This is a genomic window from Arthrobacter sp. 01T414, assembly GCF_056398965.1.
In genome coordinates, this window is sequence record NZ_JBFTQK010000001.1 from 733,544 (window position 1) to 758,086 (window position 24,543).

At 68.6% G+C, this 24,543-nt stretch carries 20 protein-coding genes; 16 read left to right on the forward strand and 4 right to left on the reverse strand.

What is annotated here, in order from left to right; translation table 11 throughout:
• Positions 1–41: 41 nt before the first annotated feature.
• A complete protein-coding gene (locus AC1DK9_RS03475; RefSeq protein WP_476914995.1) occupies positions 42–578 on the forward strand; it encodes an N-acetyltransferase family protein in 537 nt (178 codons plus the stop codon).
• Between the two features lie 108 nt (positions 579–686).
• Here the strand turns inward: AC1DK9_RS03475 and AC1DK9_RS03480 are convergent, their stop codons facing one another.
• Positions 687–2,105: a family 4 glycosyl hydrolase gene (locus AC1DK9_RS03480; RefSeq protein WP_476914996.1), complete on the reverse strand. Its 1,419-nt coding sequence runs from the start codon at positions 2,103–2,105 to the stop codon at positions 687–689.
• An 82-nt stretch (positions 2,106–2,187) separates the two neighbouring features.
• On the opposite strand from AC1DK9_RS03480, the gene AC1DK9_RS03485 reads away from it, so the two are divergent.
• The 6 genes from AC1DK9_RS03485 (at position 2,188) to tsaD (ending at position 7,693) form a co-directional block, all read left to right on the forward strand.
• Positions 2,188–3,279, forward strand: a complete 1,092-nt coding sequence (locus AC1DK9_RS03485; protein WP_476914997.1) for a carbohydrate kinase family protein — start codon at positions 2,188–2,190, stop codon at positions 3,277–3,279.
• A gap of 206 nt (positions 3,280–3,485) precedes the next feature.
• Positions 3,486–4,709: an alanine racemase gene (alr, locus tag AC1DK9_RS03490; protein ID WP_476914998.1), complete on the forward strand. Its 1,224-nt coding sequence runs from the start codon at positions 3,486–3,488 to the stop codon at positions 4,707–4,709.
• Positions 4,706–5,350 carry a tRNA (adenosine(37)-N6)-threonylcarbamoyltransferase complex ATPase subunit type 1 TsaE gene (gene tsaE, locus AC1DK9_RS03495; protein ID WP_476914999.1) on the forward strand — a complete coding sequence of 215 codons (645 nt, stop codon included), beginning with the start codon at positions 4,706–4,708 and terminating at the stop codon, positions 5,348–5,350. The genes alr and tsaE overlap by 4 nt, the downstream gene beginning before the upstream one ends.
• Positions 5,351–5,352: 2 nt before the next feature.
• Positions 5,353–6,024 carry a tRNA (adenosine(37)-N6)-threonylcarbamoyltransferase complex dimerization subunit type 1 TsaB gene (gene tsaB / locus AC1DK9_RS03500; protein WP_476915000.1) on the forward strand — a complete coding sequence of 224 codons (672 nt, stop codon included), beginning with the start codon at positions 5,353–5,355 and terminating at the stop codon, positions 6,022–6,024.
• Positions 6,025–6,077: 53 nt separating this feature from the next.
• A complete protein-coding gene (gene rimI, locus AC1DK9_RS03505) occupies positions 6,078–6,569 on the forward strand; it encodes a ribosomal protein S18-alanine N-acetyltransferase (RefSeq protein ID WP_476915001.1) in 492 nt (163 codons plus the stop codon).
• Positions 6,566–7,693: a tRNA (adenosine(37)-N6)-threonylcarbamoyltransferase complex transferase subunit TsaD gene (gene tsaD / locus AC1DK9_RS03510; protein ID WP_476915002.1), complete on the forward strand. Its 1,128-nt coding sequence runs from the start codon at positions 6,566–6,568 to the stop codon at positions 7,691–7,693. The genes rimI and tsaD overlap by 4 nt, the downstream gene beginning before the upstream one ends.
• A 29-nt stretch (positions 7,694–7,722) precedes the next feature.
• Here tsaD and AC1DK9_RS03515 read toward each other — a convergent pair whose 3' ends face one another.
• Positions 7,723–8,874, reverse strand: coding sequence for a glutamate--cysteine ligase (locus AC1DK9_RS03515; RefSeq protein ID WP_476915003.1), 1,152 nt, complete (start codon positions 8,872–8,874; stop codon positions 7,723–7,725).
• 106 nt (positions 8,875–8,980) lie between these two features.
• Here AC1DK9_RS03515 and AC1DK9_RS03520 point away from each other — a divergent pair, with 106 nt between their 5' ends.
• Together AC1DK9_RS03520 and AC1DK9_RS03525 are read left to right on the forward strand one after the other, a co-directional pair.
• The gene (locus AC1DK9_RS03520; RefSeq protein WP_476915004.1) at positions 8,981–10,702 is read left to right on the forward strand and encodes a glycoside hydrolase family 3 protein; all 1,722 of its coding nucleotides are present in this window, start codon (positions 8,981–8,983) and stop codon (positions 10,700–10,702) included.
• 42 nt (positions 10,703–10,744) lie between these two features.
• Positions 10,745–11,578 carry a shikimate 5-dehydrogenase gene (locus tag AC1DK9_RS03525; RefSeq protein WP_476862308.1) on the forward strand — a complete coding sequence of 278 codons (834 nt, stop codon included), beginning with the start codon at positions 10,745–10,747 and terminating at the stop codon, positions 11,576–11,578.
• A gap of 20 nt (positions 11,579–11,598) precedes the next feature.
• On the opposite strand, the gene AC1DK9_RS03530 is transcribed toward AC1DK9_RS03525, so the two are convergent.
• On the reverse strand, positions 11,599–12,828 hold the full coding sequence (locus tag AC1DK9_RS03530) for a THUMP-like domain-containing protein (protein WP_476915005.1): 1,230 nt from the start codon (positions 12,826–12,828) through the stop codon (positions 11,599–11,601).
• Positions 12,829–12,884: 56 nt separating this feature from the next.
• On the opposite strand from AC1DK9_RS03530, the gene AC1DK9_RS03535 reads away from it, so the two are divergent.
• From AC1DK9_RS03535 to AC1DK9_RS03550, 4 genes are all read left to right on the forward strand, one after another.
• Positions 12,885–13,289: a hypothetical protein gene (locus tag AC1DK9_RS03535; RefSeq protein ID WP_476915006.1), complete on the forward strand. Its 405-nt coding sequence runs from the start codon at positions 12,885–12,887 to the stop codon at positions 13,287–13,289.
• A 330-nt stretch (positions 13,290–13,619) separates the two neighbouring features.
• On the forward strand, positions 13,620–13,916 hold the full coding sequence (gene groES, locus AC1DK9_RS03540; protein WP_056737866.1) for a co-chaperone GroES: 297 nt from the start codon (positions 13,620–13,622) through the stop codon (positions 13,914–13,916).
• Positions 13,917–13,996: 80 nt separating this feature from the next.
• Positions 13,997–15,607, forward strand: coding sequence for a chaperonin GroEL (gene groL / locus AC1DK9_RS03545; RefSeq protein WP_476862305.1), 1,611 nt, complete (start codon positions 13,997–13,999; stop codon positions 15,605–15,607).
• A 186-nt stretch (positions 15,608–15,793) separates the two neighbouring features.
• Entirely contained in the window at positions 15,794–17,857 is a 2,064-nt protein-coding gene (locus tag AC1DK9_RS03550) for an acyltransferase family protein (RefSeq protein WP_476915007.1), read from the forward strand.
• Between the two features lie 130 nt (positions 17,858–17,987).
• Here AC1DK9_RS03550 and AC1DK9_RS03555 read toward each other — a convergent pair whose 3' ends face one another.
• Positions 17,988–18,956: a DUF389 domain-containing protein gene (locus AC1DK9_RS03555; protein ID WP_476862303.1), complete on the reverse strand. Its 969-nt coding sequence runs from the start codon at positions 18,954–18,956 to the stop codon at positions 17,988–17,990.
• Positions 18,957–19,102: 146 nt separating this feature from the next.
• Between AC1DK9_RS03555 and AC1DK9_RS03560 the strand changes: the two genes are divergently transcribed.
• The 3 genes from AC1DK9_RS03560 (at position 19,103) to AC1DK9_RS03570 (ending at position 24,432) form a co-directional block, all read left to right on the forward strand.
• On the forward strand, positions 19,103–21,199 hold the full coding sequence (locus AC1DK9_RS03560) for an acyltransferase family protein (protein WP_476915008.1): 2,097 nt from the start codon (positions 19,103–19,105) through the stop codon (positions 21,197–21,199).
• 181 nt (positions 21,200–21,380) lie between these two features.
• Entirely contained in the window at positions 21,381–22,892 is a 1,512-nt protein-coding gene (gene guaB / locus AC1DK9_RS03565; protein ID WP_476862301.1) for an IMP dehydrogenase, read from the forward strand.
• Between the two features lie 346 nt (positions 22,893–23,238).
• Positions 23,239–24,432 carry a hypothetical protein gene (locus AC1DK9_RS03570; protein WP_476915009.1) on the forward strand — a complete coding sequence of 398 codons (1,194 nt, stop codon included), beginning with the start codon at positions 23,239–23,241 and terminating at the stop codon, positions 24,430–24,432.
• Positions 24,433–24,543 lie beyond the last annotated feature (111 nt).

Consider the following 24,543-nt stretch of genomic DNA (forward strand, 5'->3'; position numbering starts at 1 on the left):
CCCGGCGGCTTCGCGGGCGGCCGGCTGCTAGCGTGGCGGCTATGAGCGAGAACGCAGATGTCCGGCCGGCCGCCGCGTCCTGGGAGATCCGCGAAGCCACCGCGGAGGACTGGGCCGCCATCTGGGAGATCCTTGAGCCGGTGATCCGGGCCGGGGAAACCTTCACCTGGGACCGGGGGACCACCGAGGACCAGGCGCGCGCCAAGTGGTTCAAGACCGCCCCGGGCCGGACCTTCGTCGCTGTCGGGAACGGCGAGCTGGACGGCGTCGTGCTGGGCACCGGCGAACTGCACGCCAACCAGGGCGGCGGAGGCAGCCACGTCGCCAATGCGGGCTACATGGTCCGGGCCGGCTACGGCGGCCGGGGTGTAGCCCGCGCACTGTGCGCATACTCCCTGGACGCCGCGCGCGCCGCCGGCTTCCGCGCCATGCAGTTCAACGCCGTGGTGGAAAGCAACGTCCGGGCCGTCGCCGCATGGCAGACCATGGGCTTCGAGGTCCTCGCAACCCTCCCGGAGGCCTTCCGGCACCCGCAACTGGGCTATGTGGGCCTGCATGTGATGTACCGCAAGCTGTAGCTGCCCCGCCCGGATTCAACCCAAGAAATTTGCGAGCGGCGCGGTGAGGCTGGGCCTCTGAGGGCCGAGCGAGGGCAATGAGACGGGCCGCCGGACGGGCTGAGCGGGCTAGGAACCGTCCCCGGAACTGCGGGCCACGCCCAGCCAGAGCCGGACCAGGTCCGGGAACGCGGACTCGTAGCCGGCGAGCAGCCGCCCTGCGAGCACGTCCGAATCGACCAGCGGATGCCGTGCGAACGCGGCGAGGGCCGCCTCCCGCCGCCGGCTCCCGGGCCCCTGCCCAGTCGCCTGGACCACGAACCGTTCAACCTCCTTGATCCGCAGCATCAGCGCGAGCTGCGCCTCGCCCGGACGGTCCTGCGGAAGCGGCCGCACGCCGCCGTCGTCCACCCTGCAGGGGACCTCGACGACGGCGTCCACCGGCAGCCCGGGGATCGCGGGGGTCCGTGACCCGTCCAGCGCCGTCGCTGTGTTGGGCGTGTTGAGGATCAGTTCGGCGGCGCCGCCACCGGAGAGGGCGCGCATCACCGCCAGCGCGACTCGTTCATACCCGCCGCCGGCCAGATCCTCCTCGTCCCGCTGCTCGCCGGCGGTTCGGGCCTCCGCCAGGTAGCCCTCCTCGCGGGCCCGCCGCGCGGCATCCCAGAGCCCGTATGCCTCCGGACCGGCGGACGCGAGCCGCGGATACAGCTCGGACTGCTGCCGGTGGATTGACTCGCCGCGGGTCTGGGCGGCGCCCTGCATGGCGGCCAGGGCGCGGGCGGTCTCGTAGTAGTAGTACAGGTACTCGTTCGGCACGCAGCCCAGGCCGGTGAGGAAAGGCTGCGGGAAGAGCCGGCCCTCTTCGAAGCCGGCCAGCGCCCGGGCATCGGCGAGCAGCGCCGGGAGGACGTCCCGGCCGGCGGACTGCAGCCGGTACAGCCAGCCCAGGTGGTTGAGTCCGTAGTAGCCGACGCCGTCGAGGCTTCCCTCGGGCAACACGACGCCGGCAGCCAGCGCGGCGCGGTGCACCAGGCCGCCGGCCGAATCGCAGATGCCCACTACCCGGTCGCCCAGTACCGGGACCAATGCCTCGGTCACCATGCCCGCCGGATTCGTGAAATTGACCAGCCACGCCCCGGGGCAGAACCGATTCATGGCCGCAGCCAGGGACAGCATCGGGGGGATGGTGCGCAGGGCGTATGAGATGCCGCCGGCACCGGTGGTCTCCTGGCCAAGGACGCCCAGCTCCTGCGCCACACGCTCATCGGCGATCCGTCCGGCGGTGCCGCCGGGACGGATGGCGGCAAACACCATGTCCGTGCCGTGCAGCGCCTCGGCCAGGGACGTGGTGGTGCGTACCGGCGGGCCGCCGCCCGGACCCCGGCCCGGCAGCGAGGCGAGCACCGCCTCGATCGCGGCGAGCCGGCCAGCGTCGACGTCGTATAGCGCCAGCTCCCGGACCAGCCCGGCGAAGGGCCCGGTGCAAAGCGCCCGGTAAACCAGGGGCACCCGGAATCCGCCGCCGCCGGCGATCATGAGCCGCATGCCAGCAGTCTATTCCGAGCCGCGCCGGAGGACCCTGCGCGACGTCTTTCCCGGACCACCCGGACGGCGTAGTGTGCCGTGTATGGACGCGATTCCAGCGCCGCGCTTCGACCCGCTCGCCGCCGTCCGTACCCCCGCGGCGGGAGGATTCGATCTGCTCCTGACGGGCACTGTGTTCCAGGACATCATCTTCACCGGGCTGCCGCACGCTCCCCGGCCCGGGACTGAAATCTGGAGCGACGGGATGGGCAGCTGCCCCGGCGGGGTGGCGAACCAGGCCATCGCCGCGGCCAGGCTCGGACTGCGCACCGGGCTGGCCGCCGCGTTCGGCGACGACGGCTACGGCGACTACAACTGGAAAATCCTGGACCGGCAGGAACATGTGGACCTTTCCCTCTCACGGCGCGTTCCCGGCTGGCACTCGCCGGTCACCGTGTCGCTGAGCGTCGAGAAGGACCGCTCGATGGTCACCCACGGCCACCCGGCACCTGTCACCTCGAGCGAACTGATCGGCTGCCCGCCGCCCGCGCTCGCCGCCGTCGCCGATCTGGGTGAAGAGCTGGAGCCATGGGCTGTCGACGCGCACCGGGCCGGCGTGTGGCTTTTCGGCGACGTCGGCTGGGATCCCACCGGGACGTGGGCCCCGGCCAGGTTGGATAACCTGCGGTACTTCCACGCCTTCATGCCCAACCAGCAGGAGGCCATGGCCTTCACCGGCAAGGACAACCCCTGGGCCGCGCTCTACGCGCTCGCGGATAAGGTCCCGGTGGCCGTGGTGACGCTGGGCCCGCAGGGCTCCATGGCGGTGGACTCCGAGACCGGTGAAGAGGAGTGGGTGCCGTCGCTGCCCGTTGCCGCGTTCGACCCCACCGGTGCGGGGGACTGCTTCGGGGCCGCGTTCATCGTCGGTTGCCTTGCCGGCTGGCCGTTGGGGGACCGGCTCCGTTTCGCCAACCTGTGCGCGGCCCTTGCCGTGCAGCAGGTCGGCGGCTCGCTGGCCGCCCCGGGCTGGGGAGACCTCGCCGACTGGTGGCAGCGGGCCAACGCGCGCAAGGAACGGCAAGGCAGTCAATGGCTGCGCCGCTACCGTTTCCTGGAAGACATCGTGCGCGACGTCCCGCCGGAGGCGCAACGCCGGGCGACGGCGACCATCGCGCACCTGTCCGACGCGTAGCCTGCCGGCGCGCGGATTCGGACATGCTGGGCCCCGGCAGGGTTGGACATGTCCGTTGCCTGGCGCGGGGAATAGGCATGATCAGCATCTGCCCACTCGTGGCCGCCGGGAATGGGCATGTCCGCCGGGCGGCGAATGAGCATGTCCAGCGGTGCGCGGCGTCGGCGGAATTCAGCACCGTCTGCCACCACCCGTAGAATCGTAAAGTGATATACCCAGCAGCAACAGGTGATTTCCGGCCGGTGGCGGAAGCGCGTCCGGACCATGTCGAGGAGCGCTCGGCCGTTATCGACCTCGAAGCCATCCGGCACAATGTCCGGCGGCTGGCCAAGGTCGCTTCGCCCGCGAAGGTGATGGCCGTCGTCAAGGCGGACGCATACGGCCACGGGGCCATCCCGGTGGCCCGTGCCGCGCTCGAGGCGGGCGCCAGCTGGCTCGGCGTCGCGCACATCTCCGAAGCGCTTGCCCTGCGCGCCGCCGGGATCGAGGCGCCCCTGCTGGCCTGGCTGCACACCCCCGAGAGTAACTTCGCCGCCGCCGTCGCCGCCGGGATCGACATCGGCTGCTCCGGCTGGGAGCTGGGCCGGATCGTGGCCGCAGCCCGCGAGCAGGAACGCCCGGCCCGGATCCACCTGAAAGTCGACACCGGGCTCGGCCGAAACGGCGCCACGCTCGAGACCTGGGACACGCTGCTGGGCGAGGCCATGGAATACCAGGACCAGGGCCTGCTGCGCGTCGTCGGGATCTTCTCGCACCTGGCCGTAGCGGATGAACCCGAGCGGCCCGAAACCGACGAGCAACTTGCCGCCTTCCGCGAAGTCCTGGCGATGGCCCAGGACGCCGGCGTCGACCCCGAGGTCCGCCACCTCGCCAACACCCCGGCGACCCTGTCCCGCCCCGACACCCACTTCGACCTGGTCCGCGTGGGCCTGGGCATCTACGGGCTCTCCCCGTTCGAAGGACAGGGATCCGCGGAGGTCGGGCTGCGCCCGGCGATGACGGTCCGCACCATCGTTGCGCACTGCAAGGACGTCCCCTCCGGCCAGGGTGTCTCCTACGGACTGAACTACCGCACCAGCGGCGCCAGCACACTGGGCCTTGTCCCGCTGGGCTACGCCGACGGCGTGCCCCGGGTCGCCACCGGCGGCCCCATCCGGGTGGGCGGGGTGAACTACCCTGTGGTGGGCCGCATCGCTATGGACCAGATGGTGATCGACCTCGGCCCGCTGCAGGTCTCCGCGGGTGGCCCCAGCCTGCTGGGCGCAGAAGCGGTGATGTTCGGCGACGGCGCGGACGGCGGTCCCACAGCCGAGGACTGGGCCAGGGCTGCAGGCACCAACAACTACGAAATCGTCACCCGCATCAGCCCTCGGGTACCGCGCCGCTACATCAACGAGGACCCCGCCGCCGGCGAAGGGGCTGCGCAGTGAGCCACCCGGCATGGGAGCGGACCCTGGAAGTCGGGACCGCGGAGGAAACGCACGCCCTCGCGGCCTCGCTCGGCGCCGTCCTGGAGGCGGGCGACCTGCTGGTGCTCACAGGCGAGCTTGGCGCCGGGAAGACCACCTTCACGCAGGGACTCGGCGAAGGCCTCGGCGTCCGCGCCGGGATCATTTCGCCCACGTTCGTGCTGGTGCGGATCCACCCGAACCTGCCGGACGGCCCGCGTCCGGGCGGCCCGGACCTCGTCCACGTTGACGCGTACCGGCTCGCCTCGGCTTCGGAAATCGACGACATCGACCTGGAAAACACCATGGACAGCGCGGTGACCGTCGTGGAATGGGGCCGTGACCGGGTGGAGCACCTCAGCGAAAGCCGGCTCGAGGTTGAGCTGCACCGCCAGCTTGGCGGCGCCCAGCCCGCCGGCTCCGAACCGGCCAGCACCCAGCCGACCAGCCCCCAGGCCGCCCGCGGCGTGCTGGACTTCGACACCGACGACGCCGACGACGAGCCCAGGACCATAGTGTTCCGCGGCTTCGGCCCCCGCTGGGCCGAGCCGCCGGCCCCCCTGGCTGTAATCCCCGACATGGTCGGTACCACCGAGCTGCCCGCGACCCCGGAAACGGACTGAAGATGCTGATTCTCGCCATCGATACCTCGGCCGTGGCCAGCGCGGCGCTCGTTTCCGACGACTCGCTCGAATCGGTCGTCGGCAGCTTCGCGACCGAGGACACCCGCAGCCACGCCGAGGTCCTTGCCCCGGGCATCGAGCAGTTGCTCACGGATGCGGGCCTCAGCGGCTCCGACGTCGACCTCATTGTCACCGGGGTGGGGCCGGGCCCCTTCACCGGACTGCGCTCCGGCATCGTCACCGCCCGCAGCCTGGCTTTCGTTTGGCAAAAGCCCCTTTTCGGGCTCATGAGCCTGGACGCCATCGCCCTGGAAGTGGCGGAGTCCACGGAAGCGGCGGCCGAGTTCATCGTCGCAACCGACGCACGGCGCAAGGAGGTCTACTGGGCCCGCTACGCGCTGGCCGGGAGCCAGCTGCCGCAACTGGTGGACGGTCCGCATGTGGGCTCCGCCGCCGATCTGCCGGACCTTCCCGTCTTCGGCGCGGGCGCCGGCCTGTACCCGGACGTGCTCAACGCCGTCCCCGGGTTCGCCACCCGGCAGCCCGAGGCGCTCTCGCTGGGCCAGTTCGCGCTGGCGCGGCTCGCTGCCGGGGAGCAGCTCCTGGACTCCACCCCGCTGTACCTGCGGGAGTCGGATGCGCAGGTCCCGGGCCCGCGGAAGCGCGCCCTGTGAACGCCGCGGAAACGGCGCCGGTAACGCCCCCGGCCGGAGTGAACCTCAGGAGCATGGTTCCCGCGGACATCCCGGCCGTGCACGCGCTCGAGCTGCGGCTGTTCCCGGTGGACGCCTGGCCGCTGCAGATGTTTGCCGACGAGCTCGCCCAGTCGGAGACCCGGCGCTATCTCGTCGCCGAGTCCGGCGGCGCAATTGTCGGGTACGCCGGGCTGATGTGCATCGAACCCATCGCGGACGTGCAGACCATCGCGGTGGTGCCCGAGCAGGAAGGGCGGGGCATCGGTTCGGCGCTGCTGACCGAGCTCATCCGGGAAAGCCGGCGGCGGCACGCCGCGGATGTGCTGCTGGAGGTGCGCGCGGACAACCCGCGGGCCCAGCAGCTCTACCGGCGTTTCGGCTTTGAGCAGATCCACATCCGCCCGCGGTACTACCGCGACGGCGTCGACGCGCTGATCATGCGCCTCGAGCTGCACAAGACCGGCGGCGCAATTCCGGGCAGCACCGCGGACCACACACAGCAAAGGGGAACAGGCCCAGAATGAACCACCACCCACGCAGCTCCGCCCCGCTGGTGCTGGGGATCGAGTCCTCCTGCGACGAGACCGGCGTCGGCCTTGTCCGCGGCACCCGGTTGCTGGCCAACACAGTCTCGTCCTCCATGGAGGAGCATGTGCGCTTCGGCGGCGTGATCCCCGAGATTGCTTCCCGCGCGCACCTGGACGCCTTCGTCCCGACCCTCCGGGAAGCCCTCGCCGAAGCCGGTGTGACCCTGGAGGACATCGATGCCATCGCCGTCACCTCCGGCCCGGGCCTCGCCGGTGCGCTGATGGTGGGCGTCTGCGCGGCCAAAGCGCTCGCGGTTGCCACCGGCAAGCCGTTGTACGCGATCAACCACCTCGTGGCGCACGTCGGCGTCGGCCTGCTCGAGCCCGAGGACGGCGGCCCCGACGACGGCGGCCCGCAGGCCGCGCCCGGCCCGAACGCCCTGCCCGAGAACCTCGGTGCCCTCCTGGTTTCCGGCGGCCATACCGAGATCCTCCGGATCCGCAGCATCACCGACGACGTCGAGCTGCTGGGATCCACGATCGACGACGCCGCCGGCGAGGCGTACGACAAGGTGGCCCGGCTGCTGGGGCTTGGCTACCCGGGCGGGCCGGCCATCGATAAGCTCGCGCGCACCGGCAACGCCAAGGCGATCCGCTTCCCGCGCGGACTGACCCAGCCGAAATACATGGGGACCGCCGAGGAACCCGGCCCGCACCGCTACGACTGGTCCTTCAGCGGTCTCAAGACCGCCGTCGCCCGCTGCGTGGAGCAGTTTGAGGCGCGCGGCGAGGCAGTGCCGGTGGCCGACGTCGCGGCGGCCTTCCAGGAGGCGGTCGTGGATGTCATCACCGCCAAGGCAGTCCTCGCCTGCCGCGAAAACGGCATCACCGAACTGCTGCTCGGCGGGGGAGTGGCCGCGAACTCGAGGCTGCGCCAGCTGACCGAGCAGCGCTGCAGCGCCGCAGGAATCCGGTTGACAGTGCCGCCGCTCTCGCTGTGCACGGACAACGGCGCCATGGTAGCCGCGCTCGGTGCGCAGCTGGTGATGTCCGGAACCGCGCCGAGCGGGATCGGCTTCGCACCGGACTCGTCGATGCCGGTAACGAGCGTCTCCGCCTAGGAAGCCGGTCCGGCGCCCGGGCAGGGGAGCTAGGCTTCGGGCCCCTTGCGCATCTGCTCGACCAGGTCCAGGACGACGGCGCGCAGGTCTCCGCCGTGCTCCGCGGCGACGCGGCGCTGCCGCTGGTAGCCGGCGCCGCGTTCGATGATCTTTTCGACGTCGGCGAGCTCCGCGCTGCAGCCGAGCTTGGCGGCGACGGGCTCCAGCCTCTTCAGCGTTTCGCGCAGGTGGTCGGTGACGAGCTGCTCGTTGCCTTCGGCGTCGAGGATGATGATTGCTTCCAGCCCGTAGCGGGCCGCACGCCATTTGTTCTCCTGAACGTGCCAGGGCGGCATGGTGGGGATGGTGCCTCCGTTGTCCAGGATGGTGGAGAACTCGTCCACGAGGCACTGGGTGAGGGCGGCGATGGCGCCCACTTCCTCGATCGTGGCCAGGCCGTCACAGATGCGCATCTCGATGGTGCCGAGGTTGGGGACCGGCCGGATGTCCCAGCGGATCTCCGAGAGGGTATCGATCACACCGGTGGTGAACATGTCCTGGACGTAGGACTCATATTCTTCCCAGCTGGCGAACTGGAACGGCAGTCCCGCCGTCGGCAACTGCTGGAACATCAGTGCGCGCTGCGAGGCGTAGCCGGTGTCCTCGCCGCCCCAGAACGGGCTCGAGGCGGACAGCGCCTGGACGTGCGGGAAGTAGTTGACGAGGCCGTCCAGCACGGGCAGGACCTTGTCGCGGCGGTCGAGGCCGACGTGCACGTGCACGCCGTAGATGACCATCTGGCGGCCCCACCACTGGGTGCGGTCGATCAGCTTGGCGTAGCGTGCCTTGTCCGTGACGGGCTGGAGCTGCGGGGGGCTGAAGGGGTGGCTGCCGGCGCAGAAGACCTCCACGCCCATCGGGTCGGTGACCTCGCGCACCGCGGCAAGGGAACTGCTTAGATCCGCTTTCGCTTCAGCCACGGTGGTGCAGATGCCGGTGACGAGTTCCACCGTGTTGAGCAGCAGCTCCTGCTTGATGTGCGGATGTTCGTCATCCTCGTTGAGTTCCGGATGCCGGGCGGACACGCCGCGGAGCACCTCGTTGGCCACCGAGGCCAGCTCGCCGGTTTCGGCGTTGACGAGCGCCAGTTCCCATTCCACACCAAGAGTTGATTGCCTGGATGAAGCGAAATCAATCTTCATGTGGTCCCTTCACTGTTTTATTGCCCGCCCGTGTTGCAGCCCGCATACGGCATGCGGCGGCAAGGCGGCGGTGTTCAAAGTCTAGTGCAGGGGTAGCATCGAACCGGTGGTCAAGTTACAGCTGATACGTGAGAGTGTTCACAGAAGAGGCCTGTTTCCGGCCGCCGCGGCGGTTCTGACAGCGCTCGCCCTGGTTTCCACGGGCTGCGCCGGCCCCGGCAAATCCGGCCCCGGCACCCCGGACCCCGGGACGTCCGCGGGCAGCATCCAGGCCGGCCCGCCGCCGGCTGCAGCCGTCCCGTCGGCTCCGCCCGCCCGGGCCGCGAAACCATATCCCCTCGGCTGGGGCCCGGACCAGCGCGACGCCGACGCCGCGGCCAAGGCGGTGGGAGCCATGAGCCTCGAGCAGAAGGCCGGCCAGGTGCTGCTGCCATTCTTCTCCGGGCCCGACTACGCGGCCCACGCCAGAACCATTGAGCGCCTGCATCTGGCCGGATCGATCATCATGGGGGACAACGTGCCCGCCACCCGGGACGGACGGGTGGACACTGCCGCCATGCGCGCTGCCACGACGCGACTGCAACGGGCCGCCCGCGCCGATGGCCGCAGTTGGCCGGGGATGATCGGAGTGGACCAGGAAGGTGGGGTGGTGGCCCGGCTGCGCGCCCCGCTGACCGAGTGGCCCGCTCCGATGAGCTACGGGGCAGCCGGCAGCGGGAAGCTGGCCTCCGACGCCGGCCGGGCAATTTCGGCGGAACTGGCCGGCCTCGGGTTCAACGTCGACTTCGCTCCGACCGCCGATGTCACGATGGGGCCAGCCGACCCCACAATTGGCGCCCGGTCCATCTCCGGCAGCCCGCACACCGCCGCGGAATTCGGCATCGCCTTCTCCAAGGGCATGCTCGGCGCGGGGATCCTCCCGGCCGCCAAGCACTTTCCGGGCCACGGCTCCGTCAGCGTCGATTCCCACAAGGGGCAGCCCGTCCAGGACGCCAGCCTGAAGCAGCTTCGCGCGAAGGACCTGCTGCCCTTCCAGGCGGCCATCGACGCCGGGCTGCCCATGATCATGACCGGCCACATCGCCGTCCGCGCCTTCCAACCCGGGGTCCCGGCATCGGTTTCGAAGGCATCCTATGCGGAGCTGCGCCGGATGGGCTTCAAGGGGGTCGCCGTCACGGATGCACTCAACATGGGGGCAATCCAGCAGCAGTTCCCCCGCGACACGGCCGCACCGCTGGCGCTCGCGGCCGGAGCGGACCTGCTGCTCATGCCGGCCTCGGTGGAGACTGCCCACAAAGCGATCGTGAAGGCCGTGCGCAGCGGCTCGCTGCCGGCCGCGCGTCTGGACGAGGCGGCGCGGCGGGTAGCCACCATGCAACTCTGGCGCGGACGCAGCCACACGCCGCGGGGATCTGCTCCCGGCAGCGGCTCCGCGCTGTCGGAAAAGGTTTCGCAGGAGGCCATCACCGTGCTCGCAGGGCCCTGCCGCGGCCGGATCGTTCCGGCCAGGGTCCGCGTGAGCGGTGGTTCCACGCAGGACCGGGCACGTTTCGTGGCAGCGGCCCGGCACGCCGGGGTCGGCATCGGTGCGGGGCCGCTCGTGACGCTGATCGGTTACGGCGGCGCCCCGGCGAAGGCGGACGTGGCCGTCTCGCTCGATGCGCCGTGGCCGCTGGCCAAGTCTGCGGCCCGCGCCAAGATCGCTCTGTACGGACGGAGCCCGGAGGCCTTCGACGCGTTGCTGGCGGTACTCGCCGGAAAGGCGGCCGCCCCCGGCAAACTGCCGGTCGCCGTCGGGCGTCAGGGGCCGGGTTCCGGCTGCCGCTGAACGAACCGGGCGGGGTTGGGCCCCGTGGCGTTTAATGGTGCTGTGCCCATCCTGAATAAAGACATGACCCTGTGCATCTCGCTCTCGGCCCGGCCGAGCAACAACGGGACCCGCTTCCACAACCACCTCTATGAACTGCTGGGCCTGAACTGGATCTACAAGGCCTTCGCCCCCACCGACCTGGCACAGGCCATTGCCGGTGTGCGGGGCCTGGGCATCCGCGGCTGCGCGGTGTCGATGCCCTTCAAGGAGGACGTCATCGCACTCGTTGACGTCATGGACCCGTCCGCGAAAGCCATCGATTCGGTCAACACGATCGTCAACGACGGCGGGACCCTCACGGCTTACAACACCGACTACACCGCGATCGAGCAGCTGCTTGAACGCAACGCCGTCCCCACTGACTACTCGGTGTGGCTGCTGGGTGCCGGGGGAATGGCGAAGGCCACCGCGGCCGCGCTGCGTGATGCCGGCTTCCGGCACGTCACCATCATTGCCCGCAACGAGGCGGCCGGCCGGGCCCTTGCCGGGCTCTACGGTTTCGAATGGCGGCCCGGGATCCCCGCCCCGGACTCCGGGGAGGGCGCCGCCGACATGCTGATCAACGTAACGCCCGTGGGGATGGCCGGAGGCACGGAGGCTGACGCGCTGTCCTTCCCGCCGGACGCCGTGGCCGCCGCGAAGGTGGTGTTCGACGTCGTGGCGCTGCCCGCCGAAACGCCGTTGATCAAGGCCGCCCGGGCCGCCGGCAAGCAGGTGATCACCGGCGCCGAGGTCGCCACCATCCAGGCCCTGGAACAGTTCGTGCTCTACACGGGGATCCGGCCCAGCGACGAGCAGGTCCGGGCCGCCGAGGAGTTCATGCGCGCCCAGTAGCCGGGCGGCCGGGTCCGGTGCTAGACCGGCTCAACCGAGATGGCCACGCGTTCCTCGCCGATCCTGGTGAGGACCAGGGTGGCGGTCTCTTTGGCAGCGTTCTTGGCATTCCTGCCGCCGGCGGGGAGCAGCTGCTTGCGCAGTTCCTCGGGCGTAACCGAGGTGCCGCGCTTCTTGATGTCGAGGACGCCGACGCCGTTGTCCTTGACCCAGGCCTTGAGCGCCTTGACGTTGAACGGCATCACCTCAAGGACTTTGTACGCCCGGGCATAAGGGGTGTCGCGCAATTCCGGCGCACAGATGTAGGCGATATGTTCGTCCAGCAGATGACCGCCCAGCTGCAGGGCGACGTCGGCGACCAGGCCGGCGCGGATCACGGCGCCGTCGGGCTCATACAGGTAGCCCTCCACCGGCCCCAGGGGTGCCTCCGGCCCGGCCCCGAAGTCCTCCGCGCTGGTCAGCTCCGCGGCGCCCTGCGGCCCGAGGACCAGGGCGGCACGCCTGATCCCGGGGCGGCGGACGGCGTTGAACCACAGCGCCACTTCCGTGACATCGCCGCCCACGGAGACCCACTGGGCCTCACAGTCTTCCGGCACCGAGGTGTGCGGCATGCCCGGGCCCATCTTCACGCCGACGGCGCGGCCGGAGCCGGCCAAAGATTCCACAAAGGACAGCGGGGGAGAGAAGTCCTCCGGATCCCAGAGGCGCTTGGTTCCGGAGCTGGAGGTGGTGCGACGGGCCGGGTCCAGCCAGACGCCGTCAATCCCGTCGAGCGGAACGGTGGCGGCATCGGCGTGGACAACGGTGGCGTTCCGGAACGGAATCAGGTTCATCGTGGCGCAGGCGGCGGTGGTTTCATCCAGTTCCACGGCGGTTACCTTGATGTCCAGGGAAGCGAGGGCCATGGCGTCGGCACCGAGTCCGCAGCCCAGATCCGCCACATGGGCGATCCCGGCCTCGGCGAAACGCTGGGCGTGCCGCGCCGCCACGGTGAGCCTGGTGGCCTGCTCCAGGCCTGCGCGGGTGAAGATCATCTGCCGGGCGAATTCGCCGAACTTCGCCTCCGCCTTGGTCCGCAAGCGGGACTGGGTCAGCGCCGCGGAGACCAGTTCCGGGGAATGGCCGGCTTTCCGGAGCGAGGCGTTGAGGCGGAAGGCTTCCTCCTCGCGGTACGGCCCCAGCGAGGCCAGCAGCTCCCAGCCCTCCGGATTGAGGAGCGGGGCGATCTGGTCCTGCGTAGTCTCAGCCATGCCATCAAGCGTAGTTCAGGCCGGGAACCCGCGGGACGCCCGATAGGCTGGACGGCATGGACGGCAGCAATACAGAAGACTTCGGCACGGCAGGCACCCGGGAGAGCACCCTCGGGGAGGCAAAGGACAACCGGGGACTGGCCCGCTTCGCCCGGCCGGCGCTGATCACCGGCATCGTGATCGCCGTCGTCTGCGTGGCATTGCTCGTGATCATCTTCTTCCTGGACTCCTTCAATGCGACCGTGTACTCCGTGGGCGGCAACAATGTGAAAGACGCGACCGACGAAGCGCGCGCCATCCGGGACACCTACGCCGGCGCCCGGGTAGCCGGCATCATCGGCCTCGTCCTCGGCGTGATCGCCGCGCTCGCCGGAGGCTTCGTGCTGTACCGCGACCGCGGTAATTCCGCCCGGATCGACGACGGCGACGACGTCGACTTCGACGATCTCGCCGGCGGCTAACCCCACCGGCCCGAGGGACGACACCCCGCCTGACGGACATGCCCATCCTTGGAACCAAGGGCCGGGCATAAGGCTTTATGCCCGGCGGCTGATCTGAGCGATGGGCATGTCCTGCGGGGCCAGTGCGTTCACCAGGGACGAACTTCTGGCACTCGCCTTGACCGAGTGCTAACGACTTACATAGAGTCGTCATTAGCACTCACCCTAGGCGGGTGCTAACACCTGAAGCTTGACCAGTCTGGCTGCTGCCGGCACCGCGACGACGGTCTGTACGCCATGGCACCACAGCTTTAAAGTCCACGAATTTGCTGACGAAAAGGAGAGGTCCGAGTGTCGGTCTCTATTAAGCCTCTTGAGGATCGTATTGTTGTCCGCCCGCTCGAAGCCGAGCAGACCACGGCTTCCGGCCTGGTTATCCCGGACTCCGCACAGGAGAAGCCGCAGGAAGGCGAAGTTGTTGCAGTAGGCCCCGGCCGCTTTGACGACAACGGCAACCGCGTTCCCGTCGACGTCGCAGTCGGCGACGTTGTCATCTACTCCAAGTACGGCGGAACCGAAGTTAAGACCGGCGGCGTCGAGTACCTCGTGCTGTCCGCCCGCGACGTTCTGGCGATCGTCGTAAAGTAACTCTCTTGGATCCCCGCGCCGCCGCTCCTTCGCTTTGAACGGAACGGCTGCGCGGGGTTCTGTCTTGAAAGGACAAAACCATGGCAAAGCAGCTTGCGTTTAACGACGCTGCCCGCCGGTCGCTTGAAGCCGGCATCGATAAGCTCGCCAACACGGTCAAGGTGACGCTCGGCCCGCGCGGCCGCAACGTCGTGCTGGACAAGAAGTGGGGCGCCCCCACGATCACCAACGACGGTGTGACCATCGCCCGCGAAGTCGAACTGGACGACCCGTACGAAAACCTTGGCGCGCAGCTCGCCAAGGAGGTCGCCACCAAGACCAACGACGTCGCCGGCGACGGCACCACCACCGCCACCGTGCTCGCGCAGGCCCTGGTCAAGGAAGGCCTGCGCAACGTTGCCGCCGGCGCCGCTCCGGGCCAGATCAAGCGCGGCATCGAGGTCTCGGTCGAGGCCGTCGCCGCCCGCCTGCTCGAAAACGCCCGCCCGGTCGAAGGCACCCAGGTAGCCAACGTTGCCGCAATCTCGGCGCAGAGCGACGAGGTCGGCGAGCTCCTGGCCGAGGCTTTCGGCAAGGTCGGCAAGGATGGTGTAATCACCATCGAGGAGTCCTCCACGACGCAGACCGAGCTGGTCCTCACCGAGGGCATGCAGTTCGACAAGGGCTACCTGTCCCCGTACTTCGTCACCGACGCGGAACGCCAGGAAGCAGTCCTCGAGGACGCCCTGATCCTGATCAACCAGGGCAAGATCTCCTCGGTCCAGGAATTCCTGCCGCTGCTGGAAAAGGCGCTGCAGAGCTCCAAGCCGCTCTTCATCATCGCCGAAGACGTCGACGGCGAGGCCCTGTCCACGCTGATCGTCAACCGCATCCGCGGCACCCTGAACGTCGTGGCCGTCAAGGCCCCGGGCTTCGGCGACCGCCGCAAGGCCATGCTGCAGGACATCGCGACCCTCACCGGCGCACAGGTTGTCTCCCCGGAACTGGGCCTCAGCCTGGATTCTGTGGGCCTTGAGGTCCTGGGCACCGCCCGCCGCATCACCGTCACGAAGGACAACACCACCATCGTCGACGGCGCCGGTTCGGCCGAGGACGTCGCGGCCCGGGTTGCCCAGTTGCGTGCCGAGCTGACCCGCACGGATTCGGACTGGGACAAGGAAAAGCTGCAGGAACGCCTGGCCAAGCTGGCCGGCGGCATCGGCGTGATCAAGGTTGGCGCTGCCACCGAGGTCGAGCTGAAGGAAAAGAAGCACCGCATCGAGGACGCCGTGTCCTCCACCCGCGCTGCCCTCGAAGAAGGCATCGTGGCCGGCGGCGGTTCCGCCCTCATCCACGCACTCAAGGCCCTCGATGAGGATCCGGCCGTCCAGGCGCTCGACGGCGACGCGGCAGCTGCCGTTGGCATTGTCCGCCGCGCCCTGACCCAGCCGCTGCGCTGGATCGCCCAGAACGCCGGCTTCGACGGCTACGTCGTCGTCGCCAAGGTGGCCGAATCCGCCGTGAACCAGGGCTTCAACGCCAAGACCGGCGAATACGAAGACCTGATCTCGGCCGGTGTCATCGACCCCGTCAAGGTCACTCGTGCGGCCCTGCGCAACGCGGCCTCCATCGCGGCGCTGGTTCTCACCACCGAAACCCTCGTGGTGGAAAAGCCCGCCGACGAGGACGAGCACGCCGGACACCAGCACTAAGGTTTCCGCGCCGTAGTCTCCGCGCAATAAAAGACCGGACCAGCATCAGCTGGTCCGGTCTTTTTTCGTTCCACGGCTGGTGCGGAGGGTTCCGGACGGCGGGTCGCGCGACATTTGGGGCGTTGGTGCTTGGGGCGGCCTGTATAGTTGCTCTGGCTGTCTTGCGTCATTTTCACGGGGGTTCATATGTCTGGAGCGGGAACGCTCGTCCTGCCGCGGGAAACCAGTACCCCGGCCCGTCCCGCCCGAGGGACAAAGTTCAGGCCGGAAATCCAAGGGCTCCGCTCACTCGCGGTGCTGATGGTGGTCACCTACCACATCTGGTTTGGCCGGGTGTCCGGCGGCGTCGACATCTTCCTGCTGATCTCCGCGTTCCTGATGACGCTGCAGTTTGTGGGCCGCTACGAGCGGGGCTCGCGGATGGACCTGTTCAAGCACTGGCTCCACCTGTTCCGTCGTCTCCTGGCCGGGGCGGTAGTAGTCATCTTGACGGTCCTGGCGGCCAGCTACTTCCTGTTGCCCCGCACCCGTTTCCCGGATGTCGTCGAGCAAAGCTGGGCATCGCTGTTCTACGTTGAGAACCGGTTGCTGCAGTCCGAAGCCGTTGACTACTACGCGGCGGACCACGCCATGGCCAGCCCGCTGCAGCACTTCTGGTCACTGTCCATCCAGGGCCAGATCTTCATTCTGTGGCCGCTTATCTTTGCCGGCGCAGCCTTGGTCGCCCGCCGGTACGGCCTCCGCTACCGGGTGCTGCTCTGCTACATCTTCGGTGCCATCTTTCTCGCCTCGCTGACCTTCTCGATTATCTATACGGCGACGAACCAGTCCCAGGCCTACTTCGACACCGGCGCACGCCTCTGGGAGTTTGCGCTGGGCACGCTGCTGGCATTGTTCCTGCCCGGGCTGAGCCTGCTGTCCCGGCCGGTCCGGGTTGTCCTCGGCTGGGTCGGCGTCGTGGCCATGATCAGCTGCGGCTTCATCCTGGACGTGGAGGGGGCCTTCCCCGGCTTTGTGGCTCTCTGGCCCACGCTGGCCGCCAGCTGCATCATCCTTGCCGGCCAGACGAACAGCCGCTGGGGAGTGGACCGTATCCTCAGCTCCGGCCCGCTCGTGAAACTCGGAGACAACTCCTACGCGCTTTATCTCTGGCACTGGCCCGTGCTGGTGCTGGCCCTGGCGTGGAGCGGCAAGGAGCAGGCGGGGTGGCTTTCGGGCAGCGTTATCATCGCCGTCTCGCTGGGCCTCGCGTTCCTCACCACCCGCTTCGTCGAGAAGCCGTGGCGGTCCTGGGCGTGGCCGGAGGCACGACGCCGACGCGCCGTCGTCGCCGTGGCGCTGGCCCTCGCGGTGGTCGCCGTGCCCCTGACCGCCTTGCAGCTCCAGCAGCAGATCCAGGCGCAGGCCGCGATGTCACAGTCGCAACGGAACAACCCCGGTGCCCTGGCGCTGCTGCCCGGCTTCGTCAGCGCAGCCGACGGCGACGCCACGATCCTGCCCCTGCCGGAGCAGCTCAACAAGGACTGGGCCAGCCTCGGCAACCGGTGCGCCGGCAAACTCGAGCCCGCGAACCCGGCACTGCGGAGCACCTGCTCGCAAAACAGCGCACCGGACAAGCCCGCCAAGACAATCCTCGTGCTGGGGGATTCACACGCCCAGCAATGGCTGGCCGCCATCGACGCCGTCGGCAAGCAAAAGGGCTGGCGCGTCTATTCAATGCTCAGGGCCGGCTGCCGGTACAGCATCTCCGCCCAGGGCCGCTCGATTCCCTGCGACAGCTACAACGCCGCCGTGACGGAGGAAGTGTCCCGCAATAAGCCGGATGCCATCATGACGGTCGGTACCGTAGCCGCGGTGTCGTCCCCGGCGGAGAAGGTCTCCCCGGACCTGGAAGCGACCGCAAAGTTCTGGGCCGAGAAGCACGTCCAGATGGTCGCCATCCGGGACAACCCGCGCTTCAATTTCAACATCGCCGAATGTGCGGCCAACAAGGGAGAGGACAGCCCGGACTGCCAACGCGCCGAACGCGACGTGCTGGCTGCCAAGAGCCCGCTCCTTGCGCTCCAGGGCAGGGTGTCGGGACTGTTCATGGTCGACATGACGGACCTGATCTGCGACGGAAAAATCTGTCCCGCGGTGGTGGGCAACACCTTCGTCTACAAAGACAACAACCACCTCACCCGGACCTACGTGGCTTCGATGGCCTCGGTCTTCGGCCAGCGTCTCCTGGAATCGACCGGCTGGAAGTAGCCGGCGCCGCCTTCGTGGGAAAGAACAGGGACCGGGTCGGCATCCGCCGGCCCGGTCCTTTGCTTTCCCCGGCCAGCAGCTTCCCCGGCCCGAAGCTTCCGCAGGCGCTGTTCAACCCCGCAGGCGCTGTTCAACCCCGCAGTCGCTGTGAGTTCCGCCGCAGCTTCCGCGCGGCGTCGCGCGGCAGGCGCTTTGTCACGAGCCGGTAGAAGAGCAGCACCGCCACCGCCGAGACCACTATCCCGACCAGGTTCAGGAGAAGCTGCAAGGCAGAGCCGGCGGCCTTCTGATACTCACCCAGCACGAGGGAAACCGCCACAAACCCTGCCGCCGGAACGGTGGTGACGGAGATGAACACTCCGATCAGGGCCGCCGAACGCCGGCTGATCACGGACAGCATGCCGGCGGTACCCGCGAGCAGGGCGACAATCAGCGAGTAGGGGCCCGGGTGGTAGATGAACTCCACGGCGGAACCGCGGTCCAGGGCGTCGGTGGGGAACAGTCCAAGGGGGACGGATAGCCAGGCAGTGAAGGCGGCGGCCAGCATTGCGACCGGGAACCCGACGCCGAGTGCCAGCGCCGCGCTGCGGCCCAGCCGCCACTGCCTGCGCACCAGCGCAACGGCCAGCGCGGCGAGCGGGCCGAACTCGGGCCCCACTGCCATGGCGCCGACGATTGCGATGGTGGAATCGGTGACGATGCCGATTGCGGCAAGCTGGGTGGCGAGGACCAGGAACGCCAGGTAGCTCCACGTCAGCCTGGAGTCCTCGCCGGTCTGCCGCGACACCTCATCCCAGATCATGGCGTCCGCGCCTTCGCCGGGCGCTTCGTCGACCGCCTGGTCCGCGCGGTCGGACAGCACGAGTTCGGGAGTGGTGACCGATATGGATCCCACGTCCTGGACGTTCAGGGCGTGCAGCTTCTCGATCAGGGCCTCAACGGATTCCCGTGCCATGAACACGAGAATGACGTCGCCCGGGGGCACCACCGCGGCGCCGGGGTGCAACGCCACCTCCGCGACGCCGAGCTCGCCGGAGCAGCACTCGACCACCGCCCCGGAGAGTTCTTCCGGGACACATATCCGCAACTGTACGATCACTGGCGGCCTCCTTCGACTCGTAACAGACTAGCTGCGCGGGCCCGCCGGGCTCAGGGAATCCCGGCCGGACGGCGCCCCGGAAATTGGAAAAGAAAATTACGTTTCGGTAACATTGATGCTTTGGAAGCCAGCCTGAGGGATCCCACGTGACGAACGAGCGAACCATAGCCAGCCCGCAGCACGCGGCCGCGGGTTCTCCCGCGAGCCGGAAAACGGACTACCGCCCGGAAGTGCAGGGCCTGCGTGCCCTCGCCGTCCTCATGGTGGTGACTTACCACGTGTGGCTGGGCCGCGTGTCCGGCGGCGTGGACATCTTCCTGCTCATCTCGGCCTTTTTGATGACCCTGAGCTTCGCCCGGAAGGTGGAGGGCGGTAAGCCGCTCCGGCTGCTCAGCCACTGGCTGCATTTGCTCAAGCGGCTGCTGCCCGCCGTCGTCGTGGTGGTGCTGGGCGTGCTGATCGGCACCTGGGCCATCCTGCCGGCAAGCCGCTGGCCGGACATCCTGGACCAGGCCTGGGCGTCCCTGCTGTACCGGCAGAACTGGCTGCTTGCCGACACCGCCGTGGACTACTACGCCCAGGACCACTCGGGGGCGAGCCCGCTGCAGCACTTCTGGTCCCTGTCCATCCAGGGACAGGTGTTCCTGCTGTGGCCGCTCATCTTCGCCGGGGCCGCCCTGCTGCACAGGGGACTGCGCTACGCGCTCCGCCGCTGGACCAGGCTGGATGAACGGCTGCTGAATTACCGCCTGCTCCTGGCCCTCGCCTTCGGCGCCATCTTCGCTGTGTCGCTGGCCTACTCGATCGAGCAGACCGCCAGCAACCAGGCCTACGCCTACTTCGACACCCGGGCGCGGCTCTGGGAATTCGCGCTGGGCTCGCTGCTGGCGCTGGCCCTGCCGTACCTGAAGCCCGGGAAGGTACTGCGTGTGGTGCTGGGCTGGGCGGGGCTGGCCGCGATGCTCTCCTGCGGGCTGCTGCTGACCGTGGACCGTTCCTTCCCCGGGTTCATCGCGCTCTGGCCCACCCTCGCTGCCGCTGCCATCATCGTGGCGGGCCGCAGCGGCAGCCGCTTCGGCGTGGACCGCTTCCTGACCTGGCGTCCGCTCGTCGCGCTCGGCGACAACTCCTATGCCCTCTACCTCTGGCACTGGCCCCTGCTGGTGCTGGCCCTTGCCGGCATGGGAATCACCGCGCCGGACCTGGGCCAGGGGCTCGCGATTGTCGCCGCCTCCGTGCTGCTGGCGGTGCTCACCACCCGGTTCGTCGAGAAGCCGCTCCGCGAGTGGCACTGGCCGCAGCGCCGTGCCTGGCGCACCGCCGTCGTCATCGCCGCCTGCGGCGCGGTACTGGCCGGTCCGGTCACCTTGTGGCAGAGCCACATCACCGCCGACGAAGCCGCAGCCGCGGCCCAACCGAAGGAACTGACTCCCGGCGCCGCTGCACTGGCCCCGGAGAACGCCGGCAAACCGACGCCGGATGCCAAGATCATCCCGGCGCCGGCCGCCATGAAGAACGAATGGGCCGACATCGACGGGCTCTGCACCGGCGCGAACGTCCCCAGCGACCCCCTCCTGCAGGGCTGCCTGCAAAACAGCCGGCCGGACAAGGTCACCAAGAAGATCGTGGTGCTTGGCGACTCCCATGCCCAGCAGTACATGGCCGCGCTCGGGCCCATTGCCAAGAGCCACGGCTGGGAAGTCGTGACCCTGCTCAAGGGCAACTGCCGCTTCGGCGGAGAGTCTCCCGAGCGGGACGCGGACTGCAACGCCTTCAACAAGGCTAGCTCCGACTATGTCCTGGCGCACAAGCCCGACGCCGTCTTCACGGTCGCTTCGCTGACGCACAAGGAAGCGCCGTTCGAAACCGAGGTGCCGCAGTACCTGGAGGGCATCAAGCCCTTCACCGACGCCGGCATCGAGGTGGTCGGTATCCGCGACAACCCGCGGTTCACCATCAACATGCCCGAATGCGTCCAGAAGAAGGGCCCCGACGCCGCCGAGTGCAACGTCCCGCTGCAGGAGTCCCTGGCGGCGTCCTCACCGCTGGACGACTACCGCGGCAAGGTCGCGCGCCTGCACCTGATGGACATGAGCGACTTCATCTGCGCCGACGGAACCTGCCCTGCCGTCGTCGGTAACGTGTACGTCTACAAGGACGACAACCACCTGACCAAGACCTACGTCCAAAGCATGATCCCGATGTTCGAAAAGCGGCTGCTGGCCACCACCGGCTGGAAGTGACGCCTGTGGCTCCGCGCGCCGGATGCCGTTGCTCACATTCGCGCCCCGGAATATGGGGATTGCCGCCAAGGTTCTACTATTTACACAACACTTCTGCACAGGCCATGCCCGTAATGACGGGCTGGTCATCTGCTGCAACCCCTACCCGTGAACCCAGAAACCCAAGGTAAGAGGCGCACTCATGACCCAGCCCGAACACGACCCTTTCGGCTTCGTTGGCCTGACCTACGACGACGTCCTGCTCCTGCCCGGACACACCAACGTCATCCCCTCCGAGGCTGATACCTCCTCGCGGATCTCCAAGCGCATCACGGTGAACACGCCGCTGCTGTCCGCCGCGATGGACACCGTCACCGAGTCGCGGATGGCCATCGCCATGGCCCGCCAGGGCGGCCTCGGCGTCGTACACCGGAACCTTTCGATCGCCGACCAGGCCGACCAGGTGGACCGGGTCAAGCGCAGCGAGTCCGGCATGATCACCAACCCCCTCACCATCGGCCCCGAGGCCACGCTGGCCGAGCTGGACGAGATCTGCTCGCACTACCGGGTGTCCGGCCTGCCCGTCGTGGACGAGGGCATGCGGCTGCTGGGTATCGTCACCAACCGCGACACCCGCTTCGTGCCCGAAACAGACTTCCCGATCCGGCTGGTCAGCGATGTCATGACCAAGATGCCGCTGGTCACCGGCCACGTCGGCATCAGCCGTGAGGAAGCCTCGCACAAGCTCGCGACCAACAAGATCGAAAAGCTGCCGCTCGTCGACGAGCAGGGCCGGCTGAAGGGCCTCATCACCACCAAGGACTTCACGAAGGCCGAGCAGTACCCGCTGGCCACCAAGGACGATGAGGGCCGGCTGCGCGTCGGTGCCGCCATCGGGTTCTTCGGCGACGGCTGGGAGCGCGCCATGGCGCTGATCGACGCCGGCGTGGACGCCCTCTTCGTAGACACCGCCAACGGCCACTCGCAGGGCGTCCTGGACATGATCCGCCGGCTCAAGTCCGACCCGGTGGCCGCGCACGTGGACATCATCGGCGGCCAGGCCGCCACCCGTGAAGGCGCGCAGGCCCTGATCGACGCCGGTGCCGACGGCATCAAAGTCGGCGTCGGCCCCGGATCCATCTGCACCACCCGCGTGGTGGCCGGCGTCGGCGTCCCGCAGATTACCGCGATCTACGAATCCGCCAAGGCAGCCATCCCGGCCGGCGTGCCGCTGATCGCCGACGGCGGCCTGCAGTACTCCGGCGACATCGGCAAGGCCCTCGTCGCCGGCGCCGACACGGTCATGCTCGGTTCCCTGCTGGCCGGCTGCGATGAGTCCCCGGGCGACCTGATCTTCGTCAACGGCAAGCAGTTCAAGCTATACCGGGGGATGGGCTCGCTGGGCGCCATGCAGACCCGCGGCAAGAACACCTCCTACTCCAAGGACCGCTACTTCCAGGCCGACGTCTCCGGCGACGACAAGCTCATCCCGGAAGGCATCGAGGGCCGTGTCGCCTACCGCGGCCCGCTCTCCTCGGTGGCCTACCAGCTCGTCGGCGGCCTCCGCCAGACCATGTTCTACACCGGCGCCCCGACCGTGGCCGAGCTCAAGGCCCGCGGCAAGTTTGTCCGGATCACGCCGGCCGGCCTGAAGGAATCCCACCCGCACGACATCCAGATGACGGTGGAAGCGCCGAACTACGGCTCGCGCTAGTCCCCGCCCCTCGGGCCCACCCGGCATCATATATACACGCAGGCCATGGGGAACTCTCCCCATGGCCTGCGTGTGTTTGTGCACGGTAGCCTCGAGCGTGACCGGCGGCCAGGGGTTCCCTGATCCGCGGCGGTAGCCGAGGACAACAGGGGGATTGCACGTGGCTGATGGATTCCAGGGGGCGGATCCCTCCCAGCTCAGGCGGCTAGGCGCGCAGATGGGTTCCTCAGGCCGGCTACTGATGGCGCAGTTGGGTTCACTGGGACCCGGGGTTGCGCAAACTTCTTGGCCGGGACCGGACGCTGACAGGTTCCGGCAGGAATGGGAATCCGGGCACAGCCGGGCATTGCGTCAGGCGGCCGCGTTCCTGGCTGCCGCGGCGGAGGAACTGCTCCGCAACGCCGCGGAGCAGGAACAGGCCAGCCAGGCCGGCGGAGCCAACCAGGCCGGCGGAGCCCGCGCGGCCGGGACGGCGGCCGTTGGTCTTTCGGTGGCCACGCCGGTCCCTCAGCCCACTGACCTCCAGGGTAAGACTCCGGCCCAGCTTCGGTCCTGGTGGGACGGGCTCACCGCGGAACAGCGGACGGCCTTCATCGCCCAGCATCCGAACCTCGCCGGGAACACCAATGGCATCCCGTTCGAGGACCGCGTCCGCGCCAACGCCATCAACGCCCAGCACCGCATTGACTGGCTCCGCAACTCCGATCCGGAACCCAAATTCAATCCGCTGATCATGGCCGCCGGGTATCCGCAGATGTACGCGAAACAGCACGAGGCGTGGGCCGCGCGGCAGGAGGGAAAGGACTACTTGCAGAAAGTGGTCGACGGGAAGGTCAAACTCGTGGCCTACGACACGGCGCGCAGTGCGATCGTGGAGATGGTCGGCGACTACGAAGCCGACACCACGACCGTCGTCACGTATGTGCCTGGAACCCGGACCAACGAGCAGTCCTTTTACGTCGGCCGCCCGCAATCGGTCCCGCAGTGGCTGGTGGGCTCGGACCCCTCACAGGGCACGGTCGCCTTCGTCTACAAAGGAACCGAGTTCCCCGACGGCGGATTTGCGGAGGCCTTCTTCGATGAAGCCAAGAGCGATGACTTCGTGGCCGCGACGGCCCCGGTGTTGCGGGACTTCCAGGCCGCCGTCGAGCTGGAAAAGCCGTCCGGGGCGCAGACAGTTGCCATCGGCCATAGCTGGGGCCTGCGGAACGTCACCGGCTCCGAAGTCGCCGGCGCCCACTTTGACAAGGTCATCGCCCTTTCCGGGGCCGCCATGCCGCCAGGCTGGACCGCCGATCCCGGCACCCAGTACTCCAGCTACACCTACCCTGACATCCTGTTGACCGCGGAGCGCAGCGGGGTCGTGGGAGACAATTACCCCATGAAGGAGCCCGCCTTTGAAAAGCATGTGTACGCCCCGCCCGGAGGCACCGGCTGGCAGGAGGCCTACAGCAGCGATAACCACAGCCTCATCGCGACGACGGATCCGTTCAACGGTCCGGCCCTGGCAGACATCCGCAGGGAGATCCGTGCGCGGTAGGGGCGGGTCGAACGATCGGGCAGGTAGCTGGTTCGGGCCGCTGGCCGTCAGCCTGTGCCTTGGCCTGTCAGCCTGCGGATCAGGATCCGCACCACAAGAGAGTCAAACGAT

What these genes read in the sequence shown, in the direction of transcription:
- rimI (WP_476915001.1), top strand. Translation starts at nt 6,078, where the DNA reads ATGGTTCCCGCGGACATCCCGGCCGTGCACGCGCTCGAGCTGCGGCTG.
- tsaD (WP_476915002.1), top strand. Translation starts at nt 6,566, where the DNA reads ATGAACCACCACCCACGCAGCTCCGCCCCGCTGGTGCTGGGGATCGAG.
- groL (WP_476862305.1), top strand. Translation starts at nt 13,997, where the DNA reads ATGGCAAAGCAGCTTGCGTTTAACGACGCTGCCCGCCGGTCGCTTGAA.
- AC1DK9_RS03475 (WP_476914995.1), top strand. Translation starts at nt 42, where the DNA reads ATGAGCGAGAACGCAGATGTCCGGCCGGCCGCCGCGTCCTGGGAGATC.
- AC1DK9_RS03530 (WP_476915005.1), bottom strand. Translation starts at nt 12,828, where the DNA reads ATGGCTGAGACTACGCAGGACCAGATCGCCCCGCTCCTCAATCCGGAG.
- AC1DK9_RS03480 (WP_476914996.1), bottom strand. Translation starts at nt 2,105, where the DNA reads ATGCGGCTCATGATCGCCGGCGGCGGCGGATTCCGGGTGCCCCTGGTT.
- tsaB (WP_476915000.1), top strand. Translation starts at nt 5,353, where the DNA reads ATGCTGATTCTCGCCATCGATACCTCGGCCGTGGCCAGCGCGGCGCTC.
- AC1DK9_RS03515 (WP_476915003.1), bottom strand. Translation starts at nt 8,874, where the DNA reads ATGAAGATTGATTTCGCTTCATCCAGGCAATCAACTCTTGGTGTGGAA.
- AC1DK9_RS03550 (WP_476915007.1), top strand. Translation starts at nt 15,794, where the DNA reads ATGTCTGGAGCGGGAACGCTCGTCCTGCCGCGGGAAACCAGTACCCCG.
- AC1DK9_RS03485 (WP_476914997.1), top strand. Translation starts at nt 2,188, where the DNA reads ATGGACGCGATTCCAGCGCCGCGCTTCGACCCGCTCGCCGCCGTCCGT.
- AC1DK9_RS03535 (WP_476915006.1), top strand. Translation starts at nt 12,885, where the DNA reads ATGGACGGCAGCAATACAGAAGACTTCGGCACGGCAGGCACCCGGGAG.
- guaB (WP_476862301.1), top strand. Translation starts at nt 21,381, where the DNA reads ATGACCCAGCCCGAACACGACCCTTTCGGCTTCGTTGGCCTGACCTAC.